Source organism: Lutibacter sp. HS1-25, assembly GCF_004121075.1.
Lineage (GTDB): Bacteria > Bacteroidota > Bacteroidia > Flavobacteriales > Flavobacteriaceae > Lutibacter.
The window spans coordinates 16,969-41,574 of the sequence record NZ_RHLN01000093.1; the positions used below are offsets into that span (position 1 = coordinate 16,969).

At 31.5% G+C, this 24,606-nt stretch carries 25 protein-coding genes; 14 read left to right on the forward strand and 11 right to left on the reverse strand.

Annotated features, from left to right (window positions below; translation table 11 throughout):
* Positions 1-89 precede the first annotated feature (89 nt).
* The 11 genes from EC396_RS12450 to EC396_RS12500 form a co-directional block, all read right to left on the reverse strand.
* A complete protein-coding gene (locus EC396_RS12450; protein ID WP_129366966.1) occupies positions 90-566 on the reverse strand; it encodes a hypothetical protein in 477 nt (158 codons plus the stop codon).
* A gap of 6 nt (positions 567-572) precedes the next feature.
* Positions 573-1,376 (reverse strand): cytochrome c biogenesis protein CcsA, encoded by an 804-nt coding sequence (ccsA, locus tag EC396_RS12455; protein ID WP_129366967.1) that lies wholly within the window; start codon positions 1,374-1,376, stop codon positions 573-575.
* 2 nt (positions 1,377-1,378) lie between these two features.
* Positions 1,379-2,626 (reverse strand): cytochrome c biogenesis protein ResB, encoded by a 1,248-nt coding sequence (locus EC396_RS12460; RefSeq protein ID WP_129366968.1) that lies wholly within the window; start codon positions 2,624-2,626, stop codon positions 1,379-1,381.
* A gap of 186 nt (positions 2,627-2,812) precedes the next feature.
* Entirely contained in the window at positions 2,813-4,303 is a 1,491-nt protein-coding gene (nrfA, locus tag EC396_RS12465; RefSeq protein ID WP_129366969.1) for an ammonia-forming cytochrome c nitrite reductase, read from the reverse strand.
* A complete protein-coding gene (nrfH, locus tag EC396_RS12470; protein ID WP_129366970.1) occupies positions 4,296-4,913 on the reverse strand; it encodes a cytochrome c nitrite reductase small subunit in 618 nt (205 codons plus the stop codon). The genes nrfA and nrfH overlap by 8 nt, the downstream gene beginning before the upstream one ends.
* A 13-nt stretch (positions 4,914-4,926) precedes the next feature.
* Positions 4,927-6,174, reverse strand: a complete 1,248-nt coding sequence (locus EC396_RS12475; RefSeq protein ID WP_129366971.1) for an alginate export family protein — start codon at positions 6,172-6,174, stop codon at positions 4,927-4,929.
* Between the two features lie 136 nt (positions 6,175-6,310).
* A complete protein-coding gene (locus EC396_RS12480; RefSeq protein ID WP_129366972.1) occupies positions 6,311-7,348 on the reverse strand; it encodes an aldo/keto reductase in 1,038 nt (345 codons plus the stop codon).
* Positions 7,349-7,541: 193 nt separating this feature from the next.
* On the reverse strand, positions 7,542-8,729 hold the full coding sequence (pgk, locus tag EC396_RS12485) for a phosphoglycerate kinase (RefSeq protein ID WP_129366973.1): 1,188 nt from the start codon (positions 8,727-8,729) through the stop codon (positions 7,542-7,544).
* A gap of 160 nt (positions 8,730-8,889) precedes the next feature.
* Complete coding sequence (locus EC396_RS12490; protein ID WP_129366974.1) at positions 8,890-10,431, reverse strand: aldehyde dehydrogenase family protein; 1,542 nt, start codon at positions 10,429-10,431, stop codon at positions 8,890-8,892.
* Positions 10,432-10,732: 301 nt separating this feature from the next.
* Complete coding sequence (locus EC396_RS12495; RefSeq protein WP_129366975.1) at positions 10,733-11,944, reverse strand: outer membrane beta-barrel protein; 1,212 nt, start codon at positions 11,942-11,944, stop codon at positions 10,733-10,735.
* Positions 11,945-11,959: 15 nt separating this feature from the next.
* A complete protein-coding gene (locus tag EC396_RS12500) occupies positions 11,960-12,496 on the reverse strand; it encodes an RNA polymerase sigma factor (protein WP_129366976.1) in 537 nt (178 codons plus the stop codon).
* An 88-nt stretch (positions 12,497-12,584) separates the two neighbouring features.
* Between EC396_RS12500 and EC396_RS12505 the strand changes: the two genes are divergently transcribed.
* The 14 genes from EC396_RS12505 (at position 12,585) to EC396_RS12570 (ending at position 24,442) form a co-directional block, all read left to right on the forward strand.
* Positions 12,585-13,565 (forward strand): acyl transferase, encoded by a 981-nt coding sequence (locus tag EC396_RS12505; protein WP_129366977.1) that lies wholly within the window; start codon positions 12,585-12,587, stop codon positions 13,563-13,565.
* 172 nt (positions 13,566-13,737) lie between these two features.
* Complete coding sequence (locus EC396_RS12510) at positions 13,738-15,927, forward strand: tol-pal system YbgF family protein (RefSeq protein WP_129366978.1); 2,190 nt, start codon at positions 13,738-13,740, stop codon at positions 15,925-15,927.
* A 15-nt stretch (positions 15,928-15,942) separates the two neighbouring features.
* Positions 15,943-16,341 carry a polymer-forming cytoskeletal protein gene (locus tag EC396_RS12515; protein WP_129366979.1) on the forward strand — a complete coding sequence of 133 codons (399 nt, stop codon included), beginning with the start codon at positions 15,943-15,945 and terminating at the stop codon, positions 16,339-16,341.
* Positions 16,307-16,546 carry an AtpZ/AtpI family protein gene (locus tag EC396_RS12520; protein WP_129366980.1) on the forward strand — a complete coding sequence of 80 codons (240 nt, stop codon included), beginning with the start codon at positions 16,307-16,309 and terminating at the stop codon, positions 16,544-16,546. Before EC396_RS12515 ends, EC396_RS12520 begins: the two co-directional genes overlap by 35 nt.
* Positions 16,527-16,913, forward strand: coding sequence for a DUF6168 family protein (locus EC396_RS12525; protein WP_129366981.1), 387 nt, complete (start codon positions 16,527-16,529; stop codon positions 16,911-16,913). The genes EC396_RS12520 and EC396_RS12525 overlap by 20 nt, the downstream gene beginning before the upstream one ends.
* Before the next feature lie 117 nt (positions 16,914-17,030).
* Positions 17,031-18,119: a F0F1 ATP synthase subunit A gene (atpB, locus tag EC396_RS12530; protein WP_129366990.1), complete on the forward strand. Its 1,089-nt coding sequence runs from the start codon at positions 17,031-17,033 to the stop codon at positions 18,117-18,119.
* Positions 18,120-18,151: 32 nt separating this feature from the next.
* Positions 18,152-18,343: an ATP synthase F0 subunit C gene (atpE, locus tag EC396_RS12535; protein WP_089380496.1), complete on the forward strand. Its 192-nt coding sequence runs from the start codon at positions 18,152-18,154 to the stop codon at positions 18,341-18,343.
* A gap of 76 nt (positions 18,344-18,419) precedes the next feature.
* Positions 18,420-18,920 carry a F0F1 ATP synthase subunit B gene (locus EC396_RS12540; protein ID WP_129366982.1) on the forward strand — a complete coding sequence of 167 codons (501 nt, stop codon included), beginning with the start codon at positions 18,420-18,422 and terminating at the stop codon, positions 18,918-18,920.
* Between the two features lie 9 nt (positions 18,921-18,929).
* Positions 18,930-19,472: an ATP synthase F1 subunit delta gene (gene atpH, locus EC396_RS12545; RefSeq protein ID WP_129366983.1), complete on the forward strand. Its 543-nt coding sequence runs from the start codon at positions 18,930-18,932 to the stop codon at positions 19,470-19,472.
* 46 nt (positions 19,473-19,518) lie between these two features.
* Positions 19,519-21,096, forward strand: a complete 1,578-nt coding sequence (gene atpA / locus EC396_RS12550) for a F0F1 ATP synthase subunit alpha (protein ID WP_129366984.1) — start codon at positions 19,519-19,521, stop codon at positions 21,094-21,096.
* A gap of 91 nt (positions 21,097-21,187) precedes the next feature.
* Positions 21,188-22,048, forward strand: a complete 861-nt coding sequence (atpG, locus tag EC396_RS12555; protein ID WP_129366985.1) for an ATP synthase F1 subunit gamma — start codon at positions 21,188-21,190, stop codon at positions 22,046-22,048.
* Positions 22,049-22,345: 297 nt separating this feature from the next.
* On the forward strand, positions 22,346-22,828 hold the full coding sequence (locus EC396_RS12560) for a hypothetical protein (RefSeq protein WP_129366986.1): 483 nt from the start codon (positions 22,346-22,348) through the stop codon (positions 22,826-22,828).
* Positions 22,829-22,930: 102 nt separating this feature from the next.
* Complete coding sequence (locus tag EC396_RS12565) at positions 22,931-23,845, forward strand: hypothetical protein (protein WP_129366987.1); 915 nt, start codon at positions 22,931-22,933, stop codon at positions 23,843-23,845.
* 255 nt (positions 23,846-24,100) lie between these two features.
* Entirely contained in the window at positions 24,101-24,442 is a 342-nt protein-coding gene (locus EC396_RS12570) for a type II toxin-antitoxin system RelE/ParE family toxin (protein WP_129366988.1), read from the forward strand.
* Positions 24,443-24,606: the final 164 nt, after the last annotated feature.

Sequence of the window (24,606 nt, forward strand, 5' to 3'; positions counted from 1 at the left end):
TTTTCTTAAACTACTTAATAACAAAAGTTCAATTTTACAAAAGGTTTGATGGTTAAAAATACCAACTATTTTTAACCATTAAACCAAATTTAAAATAAAAACCATCCATGGCAGCCTGCAACAGCGCCTGCAATAGTAATAAGACTTAAAACCAATAAAATCCAATGCGCTCTGTGCATAATTTTAAAGGTCTTTTCTGGATTTTTATTTGCGTATTTTTTAAACAACTTGTGCAATACAAATGGTTCAAGAATATACAAAACCACTGTAAATAACACCCAAACAATAACCATGGCATGAAACCACCAAAAACGAGGTTCTAAAAAACGATACCAAGCATCTAAAACATACACCATGTAAAAACCTGTGATTGCAGTAATTAATGTAGTTATTTTGGCTTGTATGGCAAATCTGCCTTCAATTTTTTCGAAAGTTTCTATTTGCTCTTCTTTTGAGTTCATTCTTTTTACTGCAGGTATAATTACCGTTGTAACCATAGAAACGCCTCCAATCCATAAAACAACTGCTAATACATGTAAAACTCGTGCTAATGTAAAATATTCCATAAAAAATTAATATTGGGTATAAGTATGTACGCTGGTATTGGCTACTGGCAAATAATTAACACCAAACCAACATACCAATAAAACTACAAATGCCAAAGCTAAAATGGTCAATGCTTGTGTGGTTTTTTGACTATGAAAATAGCGGTAGTGTATGTAAATTAAATAACCCATCCAGGTTAAAAATGCCCAAACTTCTTTTGGATCCCAGGTCCAGTAATGTCCCCAAGCTTCTTTTGCCCATAAAGCACCAAACAACAAACCTAAAGTTAAAAAAGCAAAACCTATATACACTAAATTATCAGCCAATTTTAAGGTTTCTATATTAAAATTACCTTTATAACTATGGTACCAACCTTTGATAGCAACAATACTTGAAGCCGCTAATACAGCATAACTAAATAAATAAACCAACACATGCGGAATAAACCAAGGACTTTGCAAAGCTGGCATTAAGGTTTTTGAATACGTTTCTGGATTTAAATAATTTATGGCTAAAAACATACTTGCCATAGCAATACTATAAGCCAAAAACCATTTGTATTTCCAACGTATATAGGTTACAAAACCTATTAAGGGTAAAAAGGTGGCGTACCAAAGTCTAGTTTCACCCAAAGTACGCATTGGTGGGCGGTCTAACTCAACCCATAATTTTACCACAAAAAGTATTAAAACTGCCCAGCCCATTAAAAATAAAGCTGTTGCTATTTTAAAAACCATTTTCTTTTTATATGAAACAGCTAAAAAAATCAAACCAATAATCCATAAGATTACAATTATTGAGCTGTATAAAGGAAAATCAATCCAAGTCATTTTTAAGCGTTTTTAGTTATTTTATTTCCGGTCCAAAACATATAAACAGCACCAGCAATCATCATAAAAATACCAATATAAATTAGTGGTAACCAAGGGTCTTTAACAAGTTCTAAAACACTTAAATTACTCCATTTACCCATTTTATCATCGTAACTTAACTGGTAAATTTTCCACCCTTTATATTTAAAAGCCTTGTTAACTTCTAATACGGTACTAATACGCTCACCTTCTTTTGTTAAAATATCAATGTCTGAACTAAATTTCTTTACTTCAGGAATGGTCATTACCATAGAATAGGTGTCGCTAATTTTTAACGATTCATAAGGATATCTAAAACTTCCACTGCTAATCCACGCATTTTGAATAGAATCATTCTCTGTATTTTTTACCGTAATATAGGCTGCTGGCGGAGAACCAATTTCATTCACCGATTCGTAACGCATTCCAAAACGGATTGCATTTGGTAAAAAATCTTCAATTTTAACTTCAAAATTATTAAAATAATAAGTTTCTCCTTTTTCAACTAAATATAAATTTTTGCCATCGTTATGCGCAATGCTTCCTGTACTATTGTCAACCAAAGCCAATTTTGGGTTGTATTCTTCAATCAAAAAATCCTTTAAATAAATGGCAAAAGGCAATTCTACTTCATTTCTTTGAGCATCAGTAGCAATCCAATTTGGTTTGTTTTCGTAAACATTTAACGACAAACGTTGCAAATCTCCTGTGCCTAAAATACCAGCAATTAAGGCTAAAAACAAACCTACGTGATTTAAAATAAATCCGAAATTTTCCCATTTAAATTGTAAAATTCTTTTGATTGAAATCAACCCTAAACAAGTTAAAAACTGAAAAATGATAAGAATAAAAGCCCAATTGGTTGTTATGTGGTTTAAACCTAAATTGTTAATAATGTTGTTATTTGAAGGTACCTGCGGAATAATTCCCATTATCATTACCAAAAAAGTAACCAACGTAATACTTGAAATAGATGCAGGTACTTTTGTTAACCAACGTATTAACTGACTTGTTGAAAACCATTTATAAGCCACAAAAAGCAACAATATATACGCGGCTAAAAAAATGACATTGTTAGGGTATTTTAAAGTAAAAACAGTATCTGATGTTACAAAAACTTCTAAAAAAAGTCCTGTTAATAACAAACCAAATCCTATAAAAAAAGATTCAATATAACCCCAAGGACTTTCCCAAAGATTGCGTTGAATTTTTAAATTATTATCATTCATATTGGTTGGAAGTTAGTAGTTAGTAGTTGCTTTTTTGATTATCTGTAAAAAACTGAAGTTCTAAATTTAAAATCACAAAAAAGCGAATATACAATTTGATTTTTTATTTCATAAAAAAAGTGAGTATTGAGATTTAAATTTCTCAACACTCACCTCTAAACAATCATATCTAAATAATATCCTTTATTAATATTTTGCTTCTCTTTCTTTGGCTGCTGCGTCCCATTTAGGTAACACCTCTTTTTTGAAAGTTGCTTTTTCAGCTTCTAATTTTGGCATATCTAAACCAATAAACTTTTGAGCGTCAGCTTTTGTTTCAATTGCTGGGTAAGGCACTTCACCTTTAAAACCTAATTCCATTAACAATTTAGCCAATTTAATTCTGGTTTCTTGAGTAATATCAATACCTTTTCCTACAACTCTACCTAACTCAACAGGTGCGTGAAAAGAACCACCGTGTGATGCTGCTGCATAATCCCAACGCCATTGACCAATACGAATTCCGTGTAAAATATCCTTCATTTGATCTTCAGTAGCACCTAATTCCCAACATTTACCAGCTTCAACATGAGCACGAACCAATAAACGTTCTAATTGATCTCTGTTTTCAATAATTTTATCTTGGTTGTCAAATACATTTTTCATCAATGCATCTTTTTCTTCTCTATGACAAACCTGACAAGAATTGGCAACATTGTTTAAAGGAGATTGGATATGGTGATCTGTAAATTTTTGACCACCTTCGGTTTTATAAGGCATATGGCAATCTGCACAAGAAACACCACGTTTACCGTGAATACCCATATTATAAACCTCATAACCTGGGTGTTGTGCTTTTAACATTGGTGCTTTACTAATGGCGTGTGTCCAATCGCTAAATCCAATATTGTCATAATATTTTTCCATATCTTCAACTGTTTGCCCTTCATCCCAAGGAAAAACCAAATAAGGAATTCCTTCTTTTTCAGGTAAATTTTTGTTGAAGTAATACTCTACGTGACATTGTGCACAAACCAAAGAACGCATTTCGTTATGCGAAGCTTTTGTAATGTCTTTTCCTTGACGTTGAAAAGCTTCAATTAAAGCAGGTTGTGTAATTGTTAACTGCATAGATTTTTCATCGTGACAGTTTGCACAACCAATAGGATTTACAATTTGTTCACCTTTACTTGCCCATTTTCCGCTGTAATAAGCATCAACACCAATTTCATTAATTAAACGAGGCACATCAGGAGATTTACAGGTCCAACAAGTTGAAGGCATTGGTCCATCTTCTGGTCCAGTAGGTCCACCAGTTCTTAATGTATTTCTAACATCTTCAACAGCGTATACGTGACCACGACCTTGGTTGTAGTCTTTTGAAAAACCATAACCTGCCCAAAGTACAACCAATCTAGGGTCTTCTTCTAACATATCAATCATGGCATTTCCGTTGTATTTTGATCTAAACGTAGTATCCGCAGTTTGATAATAAGACTGAAATTCACGTGGGAAATTTTTACCCCATTCTTCATTTCTAGGCTCTAGTTTACCAATTTCTGTCATTGGAGTATATGCGAATTTCGCCTCCATTTTACGCTCTGTAATTGAAGAAACTAAAAGTCCTAACAAAAACACAATTGCTAATGATGCAAAAAACAGCATCCAATTCATCCAAGGTTTTCTTTTATTACTCATCTTTTTTATCTTTTTTATTATCTGAATTTTTTAAATATTTTTTTATCCAATTTGGAATAGTTTCTTGATGTTCAGCTTCAATTTTTCCATAATATTTTACTGAAGAAAGACTATGAATTTTTCCGTGAGGCACTTCCTGATGACAAGTCCAACATTTTCTTTCTGTTCGATTTTCTAAATGATTTTCCACCATTCCACTCAATCGACCATCGGTAACTTGATTTTCGTGACAGCGAACACAGTTTGCTTGAACTACTTCAACACCTGCCTCTTTCATTCTAATTACTTCAGGCTCTCCGCGCATTGTAAAAACTGAAGAATGGTAAAAACCATCTTTTGCTTTAAACAAATACTTTTTAAAAACGTTGTCTTGTGGTACGTGGCAATCGTTACAACTTGCCCATTCTCTGTGCGAACTGTTTTGCCAAGTGGCATATTGCGGTGTCATTACATGGCAGTTGGCGCAAGTTTTTGGATCATCGGATAAATATGAAATGGCCTTAGATTCAACCATTGCATACATTCCTAGTCCGCAAATTGCTCCCAGCAAAATAATCACTGGCAATCGCCATTCTTTTGGAGGAATTAAAAATTGAACAATTTTTTTCATAATTGGTTTTAAATTATTTACTAGTAAATATCGTAGGATTTATGGTAAGCATTAACCACGCCCAGTTATTTATATTACCATCGTAATTATTTTTAAGAGCTTCCATACCTTCAGCTGCAAACATTTGAGAATATCCAGCACTTACACTAACATCTTTTGCAAAGTTGTAATTGTAAACCAAATCAACCTCTGTACCCAATTGTTTATCAACACCATCAGCAATCATAGCGTAAGAAGTAAAGTTATGAATATTACCTGATAAAACCGATTTTTCTCCTAATTTAACATTTGCACCTATAAAAGCATCTATTAAACCTGTACTGTTTAGGTGATTTCCAACATAAAAATAATCCATCAAACCATTAAATTTATGATTGGTTCCGTAAAAAGGATTGAATGCATTGTTTTTTGTAGGGTCTGAATTATCGTAAGAATTACCAGAAATAACTTCAAAACCTGCACCTAAATTCCATTTAGATGATGCTTTGTAGTTTAAATTTAAACCCACTAAATAAGCGCTTAAGTTTTTATCAGCAACATCTTTACCACCTTGGTAATAAAAACTTCCTGTTGCATTAAAGCTGTCTGTAAATTTATATTTTAGATGCGTTCCGTAAGTTTGACTGTAACGTACTTCATCATTTTTAGGTTCAACCAAATCAATAAACTGTAAACCGTTGTTTAAAAATAAGAAACTAGCTTCAAAATTGTTCCATTTTTTGTTAAACCAAGCGTATTGTAAAGCTTTGTAATTATTTGGAACAGTGTAAGTATTTCCTTCAACTAATTCTGCATTTTGGTTAAATGCCAAACCAAGATCTAATTTAAAAGTTTTTCCAAATTTTAAAAGAACTGCATCATGGCTTCTTGCTTGTTGTGCCCAACCAACATTACCAAACATACGTGAATCATCATAAACAATTTCCTGACGACCAGCTTTAACTTTTACTCCGTCAAAATTTACAATTCCATAAGCTTGGTGAATTGCCAAACCATTTTTATCACTTACATTTAATTGAGATACATCTCCCCAAACTCTTATATCCTGAATTCCAACAAAAAAGCTATACTTTTCTGTTGCGTATTCCATATTTATTCTGGTACGCTGAGAAGTAAACAAAGCAACATCAACATCTGAAGAGTTCAAAGTTTTAAAACCATTTCTCAACTCAGTTCTTGGCCTAAATTCACCACTTAAGGTAAATTGAGCAAAAGTTTGTGTTGCAATTAAAACAATTACAAAGAATATTAATTTTTTCATTTAATTTTAAAGTTTATGTTAGTTTGGGTGCAAAAATTGTGAAAATTTTGTTAAAAAACAATGATTTAAATCAGTTATTGAGATATCTTTATCTTTTTTTATTTTGAAGTTATATAAAACACTACATATCAAACTATTAAGGCGCTGGATTTGGCTGAAGCTTTTGAATCTCATCAATCTTAATCAATGTTTCTTTAGAAAGAATTACGTTTATACTACCAATGTTTTCTTTTAATTGTTCCATTTTAGTAGCACCTATTACATTACCCGTTAAAAAAGGTTGTTGATTTACAAATGCCAATGAAAGCTGCGTTAAAGAAATATTTAATTCTTGCGCTAACTCTAAATATTTTTGAGTTAAAAAATATGACTGTTGGTTGTTATAACGATTGTATTGAGGAAACAATTTTAACCTCGATTCTTTTGGCATTTTACCTTTTAAATACTTTCCTGTAAGCACCCCAAATGCCAAAGGAGAATAAGCCATTAAACCAACATTTTCTCGCATACAAACTTCAGATAAATTAATTTCGAACAAACGATTTAATAACGAATATGGATTTTGAATGGTTTTACAGCGTGTTAAATTATTGTATTTACTTTCGGTTAAATGTCGCATTAAACCCCAAGAGGTCTCGTTTGAAACACCATAATGTCTAATTTTACCTTCTTTTACCAATGCGTCTAGAGTTTCAATAACTTCTTTAAAATTATCTACCCAAGCATCATTAGAATTGTGAACATAATTAAGTTTTCCAAAAGTATTGGTAATTCGTTCTGGCCAATGCAGTTGATACACATCAATATAATCGGTTTGTAAACGTTGTAAACTTTTATCTAAAGCCTCTAAAATTGCAGGTTTTGAAAAGCCTAAATTATCACGTACATAACTAAAAAAATCGCTAGGCCCAGTTACTTTTGACGCTACAACTAGGTTTTCTCTTTTTTGATGTTTTAACCAAGAACCAATACATTTTTCTGAATTTCCCTGGGTTTCTTTACTTGGTGGCACCGAGTACATTTCAGCAGTGTCAATAAAATTAACACCTTGTTCAACAGCATAGTTTAATTGTTCATGCGCTTCTTGTTCGGTATTTTGTTGACCAAAAGTCATGGTGCCTAAACAAATTTTACTAACGTTGATATTGGTATTTGGAATGTTGCTGTATTTCATAATAATTAGTTGTTGGTTTTTGGAATAGGATTGTGAAATTTAAAAACCTGAAAACTAAAATAAGAAATTGAATTGATTAAACCCTTTGTATTTTTGAAAAAAAAACCATTTTCTAAATGCATAGAAAATGGTTTTTATATTATGATGAGATGCTGAAACAAGTTCAGCATGACGTTCTTTTTTAGGGTAAAGCTTATTTTAAGATAGCTTCAATTCCTGGTAAAACTTTACCTTCAAGACTTTCTAGCATTGCTCCACCACCTGTAGATACATAACTTACTTTGTCTTCAAAACCAAATTGTTTTACTGCAGCTACAGAATCTCCACCACCTACTAGTGAGAAAGTTCCGTTTTTAGTAGCTTTTGCGATTGAGTTTCCTAATTCAATTGTACCATTTGCAAAGCTTTCCATTTCAAAAACACCCAATGGACCATTCCATAAAATTGTTTTACATTGGTTAACAACTTTATCAAACAATTCAACTGATTTTGGACCTGCATCAAGACCTTGCCAACCATCAGGAATACTATTGATATCGCAAATTTGTGTATTTGCATCGTTGCTAAAAGCATCGGCTGCAACAACATCAACAGGAATATGAACTGTAACTCCTTTAGCTTTAGCTTGTTTTAAAATATCCAAAGCCAATTCTTGTTTGTCATCTTCACAAATAGAATTTCCTATTTTTCCACCTAATGCTTTAACAAAAGTAAAACTCATACCACCACCAATAATTAAATGGTCTACTTTGTCTAAAATATTTTCAATAATAGTAATTTTTGAAGATACTTTTGAACCTCCTAAAACAGCTAAAACAGGTTTTTCACCTTCTTCTAATATTTTTTTAAGACTGATAATTTCTTGTGCCAATAAAGCTCCAAAACATTTAGCTTCTGGAAAAAATTGTGCAACTATTGTTGTTGAAGCATGTGCGCGGTGTGCAGTACCAAATGCATCATTTACGTATACATCACCTAATTTTGCTAATTTTTGAGCAAAAGCCACATCACCTTTTTCTTCTTCAGCATAAAAACGTAAGTTTTCTAATAATAAAACTTCGCCCATTTTTAAATCTGCAACTGCTGCTTCTGCAACTTCTCCAACACAATCAGTAGCAAATTTCACACTTACTCCAATTATTTCAGAAACTGTTTCAACAATATGTTTTAATGAATATTTTTCTTCAACGCCTTTTGGTCTTCCCAAGTGAGACATTAAAATAACCGCACCACCATCTTCTAAAATTTTGATAATTGTTGGTTTTGCAGCTTCAATTCTTGTAGTATCTGTTACTTTAAAATTTTCGTCTAAAGGAACATTAAAATCTACACGAATTATTGCTTTTTTACCTTTAAAATCTATGTCTTGTATTGTTTTCATCTTGATAATTAATTAGATGTACAAATATAATTTAATTTAACAGAACTCTTCTAGTTTTTTACGAAAGCGATTTCAAAATTTTTTAATTTTATTTTGTGTTAGTGTAAATTTACACGTTAGGTCTTTCAACAACCTAGCAACTATACACTTAAATAAAAAATTACAAATCAAACTTAATGCCTTGCGCTAGCGGTAGTTTGGTTGTATAATTGATTGTATTTGTTTGTCTGCGCATATAAATTTTCCAGGCATCAGAACCAGATTCTCTACCGCCTCCAGTTTCTTTTTCACCTCCAAAAGCACCACCAATTTCGGCACCTGACGTTCCAATATTTACATTTGCAATTCCACAGTCTGAACCTGCCTGCGATAAAAACAATTCGGCTTCACGTAAATTATTTGTCATTATGGCCGATGAAAGTCCTTGTACAACACCATTTTGCATTTCAATGGCATTTTCTAGTCCGCCAGTATATTTTAGCAAATATAAAATAGGCGCAAAAGTTTCATTTTGAACAATTTCGAAATGATTTTCAGCCTCAGCAATGGCTGGCTTTACATAACAACCACTTTCATAACCTTTACCACTTAAAACACCACCTTCAACAATTAGATTTCCTCCTTGTTCAACCACTTTTTGCAAAGCATTTTGGTACATTTTTACAGCACCTTTGTCAATTAATGGTCCCATATGATTGTTTTCATCTAACGGATTTCCAATGCGCAATTGTTTGTAAGCATCTATCAATGTATTTTTTACCAAATCGTATTTAGACTCATGAACAATCAATCTTCTGGTTGAAGTACAACGCTGACCAGCAGTACCAACCGCTCCAAAAACAGCCCCAATAATGCTAATTTTAATATCGGCATCTGGTGTAATAATTATGGCATTGTTTCCACCCAATTCTAAAAGTGATTTTCCCAAACGTTCAGCCACTGTTTTTGCGACAATTTTACCCATTTTAATAGATCCTGTTGCTGAAATTAACGAAATACGTTTGTCAGCCGTCATCAATTCACCCACTTTATAATCGCCATTTATAATGCATGAAATTCCTTCTGGTAGGTTGTTTTCTTTTAAAATTTTAGCAATAATTTGTTGACAAGCAATGCTACACAAAGGTGCTTTTTCTGAAGCTTTCCAAATACAAACATCGCCGCTAATCCAAGCAAGTGCGGTATTCCAACTCCAAACAGCTACAGGAAAATTAAATGCTGAAATAATGCCAACAATGCCAAGTGGATGGTATTGTTCGTACATTCTATGTCCGGGACGTTCAGAGTGCATAGTTAAACCGTGTAACTGACGCGATAAGCCAACTGCAAAATCGCAGATATCTATCATTTCTTGCACTTCGCCCAAACCTTCTTGCAGTGATTTCCCCATTTCGTAAGAAACCAATTCGCCCAAAGGTTGTTTTAACTCACGCAATTTATTTCCAAACAAACGAACAATTTCACCACGTTGAGGCGCAGGTACCAAACGCCAAATTTTAAAAGCATTTTGAGCAGCTTCAATTACTTTTTTATAATCTTCTTTTGAAGTTGAAACTACTGTGCCTATTAATTTTCCATCTACAGGCGAATAGGAGTCGATATTTGTGCCGTTTCCAAAAGAATTTACTCCTGTTGACGTTCCGAAATTGATTGTTTTAACCTCTAATTTTTCTAATGTTTTATTGATGTTTGTTGATAACATAAGGCGGTTGTTTTTTGAAAGTACTCAAAGCTACGAATTATCAATTAAAATAGTTGAAAAGTTTAAAGTTTAAATGGTGTAATGGTGGCTGATATTTTAATTGAAAGATTCAAAATATTAAAATCGCCCTAACGGTTAAAATTGAACAATTGAAATGCGTTAAGGATTGCAGCGGCATCCTTTTTTACAATGTAACGATAGTGGAATTGCAAAAAAGATATAGCGGAAAGCCTGACCCGCAGGGGAACGCCCGTATAAAGTCAAAAGTTGTAAGTTGTAAGTTGTAAGTTGAAATAATTTACTAAAACTTATAATTAATACCTGTGTAAACACCTAAGTAATAAGACTGTATGTTTCCTGAGTTTTTAGAAAAAGTACTTGTTTGCACTTTTAACATGGGAGAAATATTGATAAATAAATTGCGGTACAAGGAGTAATCTACGTCTAAACCTATGTTACCACTAAAGTTTAACGGTCTTAAATTATTGGAATTTCCGAGGCTTTGCGTAAAAGAATTTGTTTCAATAAAAACTTCGTCTCTATTTAAAACCAAGGTACTAAAACCACCAACCAAATTTACGCCAACTTTACCTTCGGTAACATTGTATTTAATTTCAACAGGTATTTCTATATAACCAAAATCTTGGTTTAACCTTCCTTCGCTTTCATTGATAAAATTGTTTCCTTGTTTTGGTAAATTAGCTTCATTTTTAGCCAAAATTGGAATGCTAGAAATATTAGACAAACTAACAATAGAAACGCCTGGCGTTAAATAAACATCGTTTGTTTTATGGCCTAAATTAATCATGTTTACACCCGATTGCACTGAAAATTTACTGCTTAATTCATAAATTAATTTAACCCCATAAGAATAGGAAGTACCTCCAGATGTTTGGTTGTTGTTAAATTGAGCGTCGGCACCAGAACCATTACCAAAAGAATTGAAATAAATAGGTGCAAAAATAGTGGCTATGGTAAATTTACTGTTGGCAATAACTGGTTTTTCAACCGTATTTTTTTCAAAACCTGTAAATGGAACATTGCCCGATTCGACCATTAAAAATTCATTAAACTTATGGTTTGTGGCTGTTAATTTATCTTTATTTTCAGGAGAATTTTCTTCCTTTACGGTTAAGTCAGGCGTTTTTTTTTCTGAATTTAATTTAATTATTTGCGTTTTTTTCTTGGCTACTAAATTTGTAGTTGTTTGATTGGCATCCGTTTTTTTAGCAGACAAATTTTTATTTTCACCGGTATTTAAACTGGTATTTTTTTTAGGATGAAAATTTTTAGAAAGGTTGTTTTGTGGAATTAAATAAATAGTACCTATACTAAAAAACAATACCAACAAGGCTGCAACACTTGATATTTTAGCCCAAAACGAAAAACGATTGTTTTTTGAATTACCAGAAAGTTTTTTATCAATTTCAGCCCACGAATTTTTAAGTGGAAAAACTTCGTAATCCTTTAAATTCTCTTGAAATACTCTATCTATATTTTTTAATTCTCTCACTTTAGCCTATTTTTCTTAAATAGATTGTTGTCCTTGCTGATGGGCTTCAATTTTTTGCTTTAAAATAAATCTTGCTCGGGCTAAATTAGATTTAGAGGTGCCCTCTGCAATTTGCATCATTTTAGAAATTTCTTTGTGAGAGTAGCCGTCTAATACATAAAGGTTAAAAACCATTCGGTACCTGTCTGGCAAACTCTGAATTAGATTTAATAAAAAATCCAATGAAATTTCTTCGTCATCAATGTCAACAATCACTTCATCAGGAATCTCTTCCGTAACAATATTTAACACGGTTTTGTTTCTATATTTTAGCAAAACAGTGTTAATCATAACGCGTTTCATCCAGCCTTCAAACGATCCATTAAATTTAAACTGCCCAATTTTTTCAAAAATAGTTACAAATCCATCTTGAAAATTGTCTTGAGCCTCTTGTTTATTTTTAGAATATTTAAGACATACTGAAAACAACTTACCAGCAAAAAGTTGGTAAATTTCTTCTTGTGCCTTTCGATCGTTATTCGCACATTTTTTTATGAGCTTTTTTAAACTCAAATTATTGCGTTTTAATTGTTAATAAGATGCCTAAAAGAATAATAGGTTGCGTAAATTTACATTACTTTTGCTAAGTTTCCCAATTTTTATGAAAAGAATTCAATTGTTTAACAATCATACTTATAACGACTTTGAAAAAAGTGCGTTAGAAATATTTAGATTTCAGGCAGCAAATAACGAAGTATATAAAACATTTTTAAGTTATTTAAAATGTGATGTTTTTGGCGTGAATACGATTTATGAAATTCCTTTTTTACCCATTCAGTTTTTTAAATCACATCAAATAGTTGCTTCAAAAAATCCTGTTCAGGAAATATTTTTAAGTAGCGGAACAACAGGAATGCAACAGAGTAAACATTTTGTTACAGACCTTGCTATTTATGAAGAAAGTTTTAGAAAAGGCTTTGATTATTTTTATGGAAATATTGAAAAATATACCATTTTAGCTTTATTACCAGCTTATTTAGAACGCAATGGCTCGTCGTTAATTTATATGGTAAATGATTTAATTGAAAAATCTAAAAAACCAGCCAGTGGATTTTATTTAAATAATTTAGATGAATTGGCTAAAACTTTGGTTGATTTAGACCAAAAAGGCGAAAAAATACTGCTTATTGGAGTTTCGTTTGCCTTATTAGATTTGGTTGAAAGCTATAAATTTAAGCTAAAAAACACCATAATTATGGAAACAGGCGGTATGAAAGGGCGCCGAAAAGAATTAATTAGAGAAGAATTACATGAAATTTTAGGTGAAGGTTTTGGCGTTGAAAAAATACATTCGGAATATGGTATGACAGAATTATTAAGTCAAGGATATTCTAAAGGAAATGGTTTGTTTGAATGCCCACCTTGGATGAAAATTTTAACGCGTGATACTGAAGATGCTTTGACTATTTTACCCGAAGGAACATCGGGCGGCATCAATGTAATTGACTTGGCAAACATCAATTCCTGCTCGTTTATTGCAACACAAGATCTTGGAAAAACTTACAAAAACGGCACTTTTGAAGTCTTGGGTCGTTTTGACAATTCAGACATAAGAGGTTGTAATTTGTTGTTGTTAAAATAATCTAAGCCCAAAGGTTAAAGTTTAAATATTAACAACTTCAAAAAAAATCATAAGCGCTTTAAAACCTATTTTTTATGATAACTTATAAAAGTACTTTGTTTTTTGTATTTTTACCAACCTTTTACAATAATTACAATGGTTATTAGTTAAAAGAAAAGTAAAATTAGACCTATTGAAAAACATAGTTAAAATAACAGCCTGTACAGCATTTACCTTACTGCTTGTTGCTTGTTCAACAAAAAAGGATTCATTTATTAGTAGAAAATATCATTCAATTTCTACTGAATACAATGTACTTTATAATGGTCAGTTGGCTTTGGAAGATGGTTTAAATGCTTTAAATGCCAATTACGAAGATAATTATTGGGAAGTTTTACCCATTGAACCTTTAAAAGTTGATGAACTTGCAATGCCTGGAATGCGTGGCGATGTAGATAAATCTCCTCAAGAATTTGAAAGAGCTGAAGAAAAAGCTGTAAAAGCCATTCAAAAACATTCTATGTTAATTGGCTCACAAGAAAAAAACAGTGAAATTGATGCTGCCTATTTACTTTTAGGAAAATCGCGTTACTATTCAAAAAGATTTGTACCTGCTATTGAAGCTTTTAACTATATTATTATAAATTATCGTGAAGCAAATTTAATAGACATTACACGTATTTGGCAAGCAAAAACAAACATTCGTTTACAAAACGAAGAAATGGCTATAGAAACACTTAAACTTTTACTAAAAAAAGAATCACTATCCGATAAAAACAGAGAAGCCGCAAACACAGCAATGGCAATGGCTTACTCTAAAACAGACAGTATAGAAAAAGAAATTAAACACTTAAATTTAGCTGTATTAACGCATCACAACAAAGAGCAAACCGCTCGTAACTTATTTATTTTAGGACAATTATACCGAGGCGAAAATAAAATTGACTCGTCTAATATTGCTTTTCAAAAAATTATTGATTTAAAAAAAGCGCCATACAAATATAAAATTCACGCACATATTGAGTTGGCTAAAAATGTCTCAAACAAAGAAGAAGCAATTGCCCGAACAGAAGAGTTAAAACATTTGATTAAAGACCGCTATAACCGTGCTTATTTAGACGAACTATATTACAGGCTGGGAGATATTACACTAGCATATGACAATGAAGCCGATGCCTTAGAATATTATAAATTAAGTATACAATCTAGCAATGCCAATAATTTACAAAAAGAATTATCTTATGAAGCTGTTGGAAATTTACATTTTGACAAAGCCGAATTTATAACTGCTGGAGCTTATTTTGACAGTGTACTAAATATTTCAAAAGACGAAAACTCAAAGCGTATTAGAAGCTTAAAAAGAAAAAGAAACAATTTAGATGAAGTAATTTTATATGAAGACATTGCACATAAAAACGATAGTATTTTAAATATTGTTGCTATGTCTAATGATGAAAGACTTACCTATTTTAACAATCACATAGACCAATTAAAAGCTGAAGAAAAACGATTAAAAGAACTTGAAGAAGCGCAAAATATAAATTTAGGCGCTGCTAATTTGGGCTTAAATTACAACAATGCTTCTGTTGGTGGCAAATGGTATTTTTACAATACACAAGTTGCTGGTTTTGGTCAACAAGGATTTAAAAATATTTGGGGAAATAGAATTTTAGAAGACAATTGGCGTTTGAGTGAAAAAGCTGCTTTAAACATGAATAACCCAAATCAAACAGTAATTACCAAAACTGAAACCAATACAAACCAAAAATACGATTTAAAATATTACCTAGATAAAATTCCATCTAACCAAACTAAAATAGACAGTATTTCACACCAAAGAAATGAAGCTTACTACTATTTAGGCATTACATACGAAGCAAAATTTAAAGAAACCACATTGGCAATTTCCAGATTAGAAAAATTGTTAACTTTTAATCCTTCCGAAGAATTTTCGCTTCCAGCAAAATATCAATTATATAAAATGTACACTGCATTGGCTAACAATAGCAAAGCATTGGTTTATAAAAACGACATTACAACAAATTACCCAGACTCTAGATATACAACAATAATTTTACATCCTTCTGAAATTACAAGCGAAACAACAATTAGTGAAGCAGAAACTGCATACGCAGCAGTTTATTACGAATTTAAAGATGAAAAATACGAAAGTGTAATTGAAAAATCTACAGCTGCAATTGCCAAATTTGAAGGAAAACCTATTGTTCCAAAATTTGAGTTATTAAAAGCGTATGCTATTGGTAAAAAAGACGGCATTTTGGCTTTTAAAGAATCGTTGAATTTTATTATTGCCAATTACCCAAGCACCGAAGAAGGTAAAAAAGCCAACGAAGTACTTGCAACCCTTAATACAAAAATATAAAACCCCAAAATACAAATGTTTCCAGAAAAAAAAGAAAAACAGCGAGTTTTAGAACGCAATGTAATAGGTACTAACACCTCTATTTTAGGTGATGTAATTTCTGAAGGTGATTTTAGAATAGATGGTAAAGTTGAAGGTACTATAAAAACTGGAGGGCGCGTAGTAATAGGAAAAACTGGCATTGCAATAGGTAAAATTTATTGTACTGATGCAGATATTGAAGGTAATTTTTCGGGAGAATTACAAGTTGAAAACATATTGACATTAAAGTCTTCAGCAACAATTTCGGGAGAGGTGACTATAGGAAAACTTTCTATTGAACCAGGCGCCGCGTTTAATGCAACTTGTATTATGAAAAATGCCGTAAAAGAGTTAAAAAATGGACAATCCAAAAAAGAAAAACCAGCTTCATAAATACATCGCTTTAACAGGAGTTGCCTTTCAAATGGGAATAACTATTTATTTAGGCGCCTATTTTGGAAAAAAATTGGATATTCATTTCAACACAAACAAAACATTTACTTTAATACTAACATTATTTGCATTGGTAGTTTCTTTGTGGAGTGTATTAACGCAATTAAAAAATATCAACGATAAATATGATAAACCAAGTAATTAATTTTTCACTAAAGTTAATTGCAGCTATGTTAGTTGTTTTTGGAATTCACCTATTTATATTAAATAAATTACAAGTTCCGTTATTTAATAATTTAATTATTGAAGCTTATATTACCAACACATTTTTGGTAATTGGTATCTATACAACCCTATTTTTTTTAAAAAACAAATACTTAGACTTGCTAGGTTTTGTATTTATGGGCGGTAGTTTTTTAAAATTTGCTGTGTTTTTCATCTTTTTCTATCCCTATTTAAAACAAGATGGAACGCTTGTTAGACTAGAGGCTACTTCGTTTTTAATACCATATATCGCAGCGTTAATCATTGAAACTTATTACCTTGTAAAGCTTTTAAATAAAGACGGATAAGTCTTTAATAATTAATGATTTATTAGCAATTAAAAACATAATAAAATATTTTTTGGATTCTAATTTAAAAATGTACATTTGCAAAATATTCTTAGAAACTACTATCAAAAAGGCTCTATGTTAAAAAATAACTTAATTAAAATACTCGTGTTTTTACTATTTGTAATAACAAATACTGTAAATGCACAAGAAACCGCAGAACATCACAATTCTGAAGAAAAAGATATTAAAGTTGAAATTAAAGAATACATCAACCATCACTTATTAGACTCGTACGATTTTAGTTTGTATTCATATACAAATGACGAAGGCGAACACAAATATGTAGGTTTTCCATTGCCGGTAATTTTAATTGATGGTGGCTTGAAAGTTTTTTCTTCTTCAAAATTTCACCACGGTGAAACGGTAGCCGAAGTTGATGGGAACTACTACACAGTATTTCACAATAAAATATACAAAACGGATGCTGAAGGTACTATAACTTTAGACGATCATCATCATCCAACAAACGTAAAACCGTTAGACTTTTCTATCACTAAAAACGTAGCGGTTATTTTCTTAGTTGGATTATTAATGTTTTTTATGTTTAGCCGTATGGCTAAATCTTACCAAAAAAACAATTTAATGCCATTAGGCTTTGGACGTATGTTAGAGCCTATTATTATGTATATTAGAGATGATATTGCCATTCCAAATATTGGTAAAAAACACTACAAAAAATACATGAGTTATTTGTTAACTGTATTTTTCTTTGTGTGGATAATTAACTTATTGGGTTTAACTCCACTTGGTGTAAACGTAACAAATAACATTGCAGTAACTTTTGCATTGGCGTTAATAACTTATTTATTAACCACATTTACAGCAAACAAAAATTACTGGAAACACATTTTTTGGATGCCGGGAGTTCCTGGTCCAATGAAAGTAATTTTAGCACCTATTGAATTGTTAGGTACTATTATTAAGCCATTTTCATTAATGATTCGTTTATACGCAAACATTACAGCGGGACACATTGTATTAATGAGTATTATTGGATTGATGTTTATTTTCAAAAGTTGGATTGGTAGTCCATTGTCTTTTGGATTGGCATTTGCATTGGCATTACTTGAATTATTAGTGTCAGCACTACAAGCATATATTTTCACTATGTTATCAGCATTGTACTTTGGTATGGCTGTTGAAGAACATGATGATCATCACTAAAATTGAATGTTTAATTAATTAATATATATATTATGACAGGTTTAAATTTCGTAGGAGCAGGGTTAATTGTAATCGGTGCTGGATTAGGTATCGGTAGAATTGGTGGTTCAGCAATGGACGCTATTGCACGTCAACCAGAAGCTTCAGGAAAAATTCAAACAGCGATGCTTATTGCAGCAGCGTTAATTGAAGGTATTGGATTTGCTGCATTATTTGCTGCATAACAAAACAAACAAATAGCTACAACGGTTGGTTGTAGCTATTGTTTAAACTATTAATTAAAAAAATAAAAAATACAGAATGGACAAGTTAATAGAACAGTTTTCTTTAGGATTATTTTTCTGGCAATTAATTTTATTTGTTGGCTTAGTGCTTTTATTAAAAAAGTTTGCTTGGGGGCCAATTTTAAAATCGGTTGGAGAACGTGAAGAAGGTATTAAAGATGCGTTAGACGAAGCTGAAAATGCGCGTAAAGAAATGCAAAACTTAAATGCTGACAACGCTCGTATTTTAAAAGAAGCACGCGCAGAACGTGATTTACTTTTAAAAGAAGCTCGTGAAATGAAAGATGGTATTATTGCTGATGCTAAAAACGAAGCACAAGCGCAAGCAAACAAAGTTATTGAACAAGCACAAGCAACAATATTAGCAGAAAAAAATGCAGCTATATCAGATTTAAAAAATCAAGTAGCTGAACTATCTATTAGCATTGCTGAAAAAGTTATTCAAGGTGAGTTAGCTGATAAAAACAAGCAAGAAAAATTAGTTCAAGATCTGTTAAAAGAAGTAACAATTAGTTAAAAAATTGAAATGAGCGGATCTAGAGCGGCAGTACGATATGCAAAAGCGGTATTAAGTTTTGCACTTGAACAACAAAAAGAAGTTGAAGTGAATAACGATATGTTGCTTGTTGTAAAAACAATTGACGAAAATGCAGATTTACAACTGCTGTTAAGCAGTCCAGTAATCAAATCGGAACTTAAAAAATCAGCATTAAAAGAAATTTTTACCTCTAAAATATCGAGTGTTTCAACTGGGTTGATAGAATTACTAATTGACAATAAAAGATTGTCGATTTTAAAAGAGGTTGCAAAAAAATACACCCTTCTTTTTGACGAATTAAAAGGAATTGAAATAGCAAAAGTTACCACTGCTGTTCCTTTAACCGAAGCACTAAACAAAGAAGTTTTAGCAAAAGTTAAAGAAATTACAGGTAAAGAAGCTACTATTGAAAATAATGTAAATCCAGACATTCTTGGAGGATTTATATTGCGTATTGGCGACGTTCAATATGATGCAAGTATTGCAAACAAATTAAAAGGATTAAAAAGACAATTTGAAAACGAAATATAATTTTCACAAATTGTAAAACAAAAATAAGTTTTAAAAAATTTAAAAAATGGCATCAATAAAACCAGCTGAAGTTTCAGCAATTTTAAAACAACAATTAGCAGGATTTGACGGAGCTGCTTCATTAGACGAAGTAGGATCTGTTCTACAAGTAGGTGATGGTATTGCACGTGTTTACGGTTTAGCAAACGCACAATACGGTGAGCTAGTTGAATTTGAAGATGGATTAGAAGGAATTGTATTGAACTTAGAAGAAGACAATGTAGGTGTTGTTTTATTAGGTCATTCAGCTAACATTAAAGAAGGTTCTACTGTTAAACGTACCGAAAGAATTGCTTCATTAAAAGTTGGTGAAGGAATTGTTGGACGTGTAGTAAACACTTTAGGTCAACCAATTGATGGTAAAGGTCCTATTCAAGGTGAAACTTTTGAAATGCCTTTAGAGCGTAAAGCACCAGGGGTTATTTTTCGTGAGCCAGTAACTGAGCCATTACAAACAGGATTAAAAGCAGTTGATGCTATGATTCCTGTTGGTAGAGGTCAACGTGAGTTAATTATTGGTGACCGTCAAACGGGTAAATCAACAGTTGCTATTGATACCATTATCAACCAAAAAGAATTTTACGATGCTGGAGTTCCAGTATATTGTATCTATGTTGCTATAGGTCAAAAAGCTTCAACAGTTGCAGGTATTGCTAACTTATTAGAAGAAAAAGGCGCAATGGCTTATACTACTATTGTAGCTGCTAATGCATCTGACCCTGCATCTATGCAAGTTTATGCTCCAATGGGAGGTGCTGCAATTGGAGAGTACTTTAGAGATACAGGTCGCCCTGCATTAATTGTATATGATGATTTATCTAAACAAGCAGTTGCTTACCGTGAAATTTCATTATTGTTACGTCGTCCACCAGGACGTGAGGCGTATCCAGGTGACGTATTTTACTTACACTCTCGTTTATTAGAACGTGCTGCAAAAGTAATTAACAACGACACGATTGCTGCTCAAATGAACGATGTTCCAGATTCATTAGTAGGAAAAATAAAAGGTGGTGGATCTTTAACTGCTTTACCAATTATTGAAACTCAAGCGGGTGACGTTTCTGCATATATTCCAACAAACGTAATTTCTATTACTGACGGACAAATTTTCTTAGATGGAGATTTATTCAACTCAGGTGTGCGTCCAGCTATTAACGTAGGTATTTCAGTATCGCGTGTTGGAGGTAATGCACAAATCAAATCAATGAAAAAAGTAGCAGGTACTTTAAAATTAGACCAAGCACAATACCGTGAGCTTGAAGCTTTCGCTAAGTTTGGTTCAGATTTAGATGCTGCAACTTTAAACGTAATTGAAAAAGGAAAACGCAACGTTGAAATTTTAAAACAATCACAAGCAGATCCTTTTAAAGTTGAAGACCAAATTGCAATTATATATGCAGGTTCTAAAAACTTATTAAGAACAGTTCCTGTTGAAAAAGTAAAAGCTTTTGAGACAGACTACATTCAATACTTGAATGCTAAACACAGAGATACTTTAGATGCTTTAAAAGCAGGTAAATTAACCGACGAAGTTATTGATGTGTTAACAAGTGCAGCTAAAGAAATTTCAGCACAATACGCATAATCCACTCCTAACCTCCCCAAAAGGGAGGGAAAAGGATTTATTAATATAAAAAAACATTCCTTTCCTTTTGGAAAGGATTTAGGATAGGAAAATGGCAAACTTAAAAGAAATACGTAACAGAATTACATCCATTGGTTCAACAATGCAAATTACCAGTGCCATGAAAATGGTATCGGCTGCAAAGTTGAAAAAAGCACAAGATGCAATTACACAAATGCGTCCGTATGCCAATAAGTTGACAGAACTTTTAGAAAGTTTAAGTGCAACTTTAGAAGCTGATATGGAAAATGTTTTTTCTGAACAAAGAGAAGTTTCAAAAGTATTAATTGTTGTAATTACCTCAAATAGAGGTTTGTGTGGTGGTTTTAATTCATCTGTAATTAAAGAAACTACCAAACATATTGAAGATAATTACAAAGGCAAACAAGTTGATCTTTTAACTATTGGTAAAAAAGGACATGATATTTTAGTTAAGAAACGCAACGTTATTGAAAAAAACAATACTATTTATGATGAATTGACCTTTGACAATGTTGCTGTTATTGCCGAAAAAATAATGCAATTATTTGCTGAAGGAAAATATGATAAAATTGAATTGATCTATAACCAATTCAAAAATGCTGCAACTCAAATTACAACTGTTGAGCAATATTTACCAATTAAATTGGTAGAAAACGCAACAAACATAAATGTTGATTATATTTACGAGCCTTCAAAAGCAGAAATTGTAGTTCAATTAATTCCTAAATCGTTAAAAACTCAATTGTACAAAGCCATTAGAGATTCATACGCTTCAGAACACGGAGCTCGTATGACTGCAATGCACAAAGCAACAGACAACGCTAAAGATTTACGTGACGATTTATTGTTAACGTACAACAAAGCCCGTCAGGCTGCTATTACCAACGAAATCTTAGAAATTGTTGGAGGCGCTGAGGCGTTGAATAATTAGACGAACGTAGAGAGTCAAATTTTCAAATAAGCAAGGCGTTGAATAATTAGACGAACGTAGAGAGTCAAATTTTCAAATAAGCAAAGCATTGAATAATTAGACGAACGTAGAGAGTCAAATTTTCAAAAATGCAGAGGCATTGAATAATTAGAGTCAAATATTCAAAAAAAGCAAAAGCCTTGAATAATTAGACAAACATAGATTGTAAAAAAATATAAAAGAGTTTATCAAATATTGATAAACTCTTTTTTTTGTACTTTGGTATACACTTTGTATGCCTTTTAATAAATCTTAAAAATGAACAAACTAACAAGTATTGTAATATCTCTATTTTTAGCATTCGCTTTATTGAGTTGTAAAACTTCTAAAACAACAGATACCTTTAATTTAGTAAATAATCCGCCATTTAAAATTTTAAATGCAACCTACAATAAGTGGAATGGTGGTCAACCTGGGGTTAATGGTATAACTGTACGTATTCAAATAAATAAGACCGATGTTGTTTTAGATTCAGTATATTTTAGAAATAACAGTAGCAATTTTAAATTAGACAAAAGCACCTCACCTTTAACATACGTTGCAACATTTGTACTTCCAAATACCCAAAAAAACTTTAAATTAGAGGGTGATTCTAAAAAAGAATATGGAAATTCTGTACCAGATATTTCACAAAAAATACCATTTCAATTAAATGCATATGAAGCCGTTGTAAGCTTTTCAATAAAAAATAAAAAAAAATATTATAAAATTTCAAATATTAAAGAAACAAGTAACAATTAGATTTTTAAATACGTTTAAATATTTCAAATTCTAATTTAAATAAACAAAAAGTAGTTTTGGCACTATAATTGAATTTTATAAATACAACTTAAATCGAAAATTATGAAAGCAATAAAATTACTTTTAGCAACAATTTTAATTGCTGCAACAATATCATCTTGTAGCAACTCACAAGAACCTTATTACCCTTCACTTGAAGAAATAATAACAAAATATGATTTATGGTATGTAGATTATAACCGTACCGAAGGTATTGGTGATGTACCATTTATTTCAAAAGCATTTACGCTTTCATTTTTAAACGGACGTTTGTACGCAAATAATAATATTGTTGATATTGGCTATACCGGCAATGGGTATGGTATTGAAATTGGTTATTACGATACTTATAAAGGTTTTTTAGAAATTAATCACAACTTAGATGGTTATTACGATTTTGATGTTTTAGAAATATCATCAACAACCATTAAATTAAGAGATAATAAAAACAGGGTAACTTACTATTTAGAAGGCTATTTTAAAAATTCGTTTGATTTTGATCAAATATTTTACGACAATATAGAATACTTTTTACAAGAATATCAGGCTTGGGAAAAAACTTTTGTAAGTGAAGAAGGTGATTTTAATGAATTTGATTACGAAAATTTCTTGGCTTTTACTCCTGAAAATAACACCACATTTTATTCTTCTAAAGACAATCCAGGTACGCCATTATCTGCAATATATTGGGATTTTATAGGCGATTACAAAGTTTTTAATGTTGAAGGTTATAAAGATCTAAAAATTTTAACATTAAATTATGATCCTAATGGCAATGAAGAATTTGAATTGAGCGTTATAAATGATCAAGTAATAAGTTTATACCACTACGCATCTGGAACAACTTACGAGTTTACCGGAAGAAGTTTTATACAATATCGAAAACCAGGAAAAGAAAAAGAAAGTGTAAGTAATGATGGTAGAAAACGAACTAAAGTAATAAGAGAAACTGTAAAGAGAAAAAAACATTTAAAATAAAGTTTGGTTAGTTAATTTTCGATTGTTTCTAAAACAACAATCGGCAAAAACCACTCCTTGGTCGGAGTGGTTTTTTTGTATCTTTATTGCTCAGTTTTAAATTGAATGTTTTTTAACCCAAAATATTTTTAACAATTTTGGTATCTGCTACCATTTAACAGTTGCCTGTAATACGATTGAAAATCATAAAACAAAAATAGTTTCCATATATTGAAACTTTTCATTAGATTTGTTGTCTAAACAGTAAGAAAAGGAATGAAACCTAAATTTGATGTTATATTTTTAGAACAAGCTATTGAGTTTGTGGAAAATTTAGACAATAAAACGAGAACAAAAATTTTCTACAATATTGATAAAGCTAAATTGATAAATGATCCTAAACTTTTTAAAAAACTAAAAGATGAAATTTGGGAATTCAGAACTAAATTTAACGGAGTTCAAATTAGACTTTTTGCTTTTTGGGACAAAACAGAGAAAACTGATACACTTGTAATATCAACTCACGGAATTATTAAAAAAGTTAGTAAGATACCAAAAGGTGATATTGAGAAAGCTGAAAAATTGAGAGAGGAATATTTTAATCAAAAAAAACTTTAGAAAATGGAAACTAATAAAAAAATGAAAATGATGAGTTTAGACCAACTTAAAGATAAACATCTTGGAGAAGTTGGAACAATTGAAAGAGACAAATATGAGTTTGATTTAAAAATTGAAATTCTTGGAGATATGATAAAATCTGTAAGAAAAGAAAGACATCTAAC

Bases quoted from the DNA above. Each gene is read 5' to 3' on its own strand.
- EC396_RS12450 (WP_129366966.1), bottom strand. From the start codon at position 566: ATGGAATATTTTACATTAGCACGAGTTTTACATGTATTAGCAGTTGTT.
- ccsA (WP_129366967.1), bottom strand. From the start codon at position 1,376: ATGACTTGGATTGATTTTCCTTTATACAGCTCAATAATTGTAATCTTA.
- EC396_RS12460 (WP_129366968.1), bottom strand. From the start codon at position 2,626: ATGAATGATAATAATTTAAAAATTCAACGCAATCTTTGGGAAAGTCCT.
- nrfA (WP_129366969.1), bottom strand. From the start codon at position 4,303: ATGAGTAATAAAAGAAAACCTTGGATGAATTGGATGCTGTTTTTTGCA.
- nrfH (WP_129366970.1), bottom strand. From the start codon at position 4,913: ATGAAAAAAATTGTTCAATTTTTAATTCCTCCAAAAGAATGGCGATTG.
- EC396_RS12475 (WP_129366971.1), bottom strand. From the start codon at position 6,174: ATGAAAAAATTAATATTCTTTGTAATTGTTTTAATTGCAACACAAACT.
- EC396_RS12480 (WP_129366972.1), bottom strand. From the start codon at position 7,348: ATGAAATACAGCAACATTCCAAATACCAATATCAACGTTAGTAAAATT.
- pgk (WP_129366973.1), bottom strand. From the start codon at position 8,729: ATGAAAACAATACAAGACATAGATTTTAAAGGTAAAAAAGCAATAATT.
- EC396_RS12490 (WP_129366974.1), bottom strand. From the start codon at position 10,431: ATGTTATCAACAAACATCAATAAAACATTAGAAAAATTAGAGGTTAAA.
- EC396_RS12505 (WP_129366977.1), top strand. From the start codon at position 12,585: ATGAAAAGAATTCAATTGTTTAACAATCATACTTATAACGACTTTGAA.
- EC396_RS12515 (WP_129366979.1), top strand. From the start codon at position 15,943: ATGTTTCCAGAAAAAAAAGAAAAACAGCGAGTTTTAGAACGCAATGTA.
- EC396_RS12520 (WP_129366980.1), top strand. From the start codon at position 16,307: ATGGACAATCCAAAAAAGAAAAACCAGCTTCATAAATACATCGCTTTA.
- EC396_RS12525 (WP_129366981.1), top strand. From the start codon at position 16,527: ATGATAAACCAAGTAATTAATTTTTCACTAAAGTTAATTGCAGCTATG.
- atpB (WP_129366990.1), top strand. From the start codon at position 17,031: ATGTTAAAAAATAACTTAATTAAAATACTCGTGTTTTTACTATTTGTA.
- atpE (WP_089380496.1), top strand. From the start codon at position 18,152: ATGACAGGTTTAAATTTCGTAGGAGCAGGGTTAATTGTAATCGGTGCT.
- EC396_RS12540 (WP_129366982.1), top strand. From the start codon at position 18,420: ATGGACAAGTTAATAGAACAGTTTTCTTTAGGATTATTTTTCTGGCAA.
- atpH (WP_129366983.1), top strand. From the start codon at position 18,930: ATGAGCGGATCTAGAGCGGCAGTACGATATGCAAAAGCGGTATTAAGT.
- atpA (WP_129366984.1), top strand. From the start codon at position 19,519: ATGGCATCAATAAAACCAGCTGAAGTTTCAGCAATTTTAAAACAACAA.
- atpG (WP_129366985.1), top strand. From the start codon at position 21,188: ATGGCAAACTTAAAAGAAATACGTAACAGAATTACATCCATTGGTTCA.
- EC396_RS12560 (WP_129366986.1), top strand. From the start codon at position 22,346: ATGAACAAACTAACAAGTATTGTAATATCTCTATTTTTAGCATTCGCT.
- EC396_RS12565 (WP_129366987.1), top strand. From the start codon at position 22,931: ATGAAAGCAATAAAATTACTTTTAGCAACAATTTTAATTGCTGCAACA.
- EC396_RS12570 (WP_129366988.1), top strand. From the start codon at position 24,101: ATGAAACCTAAATTTGATGTTATATTTTTAGAACAAGCTATTGAGTTT.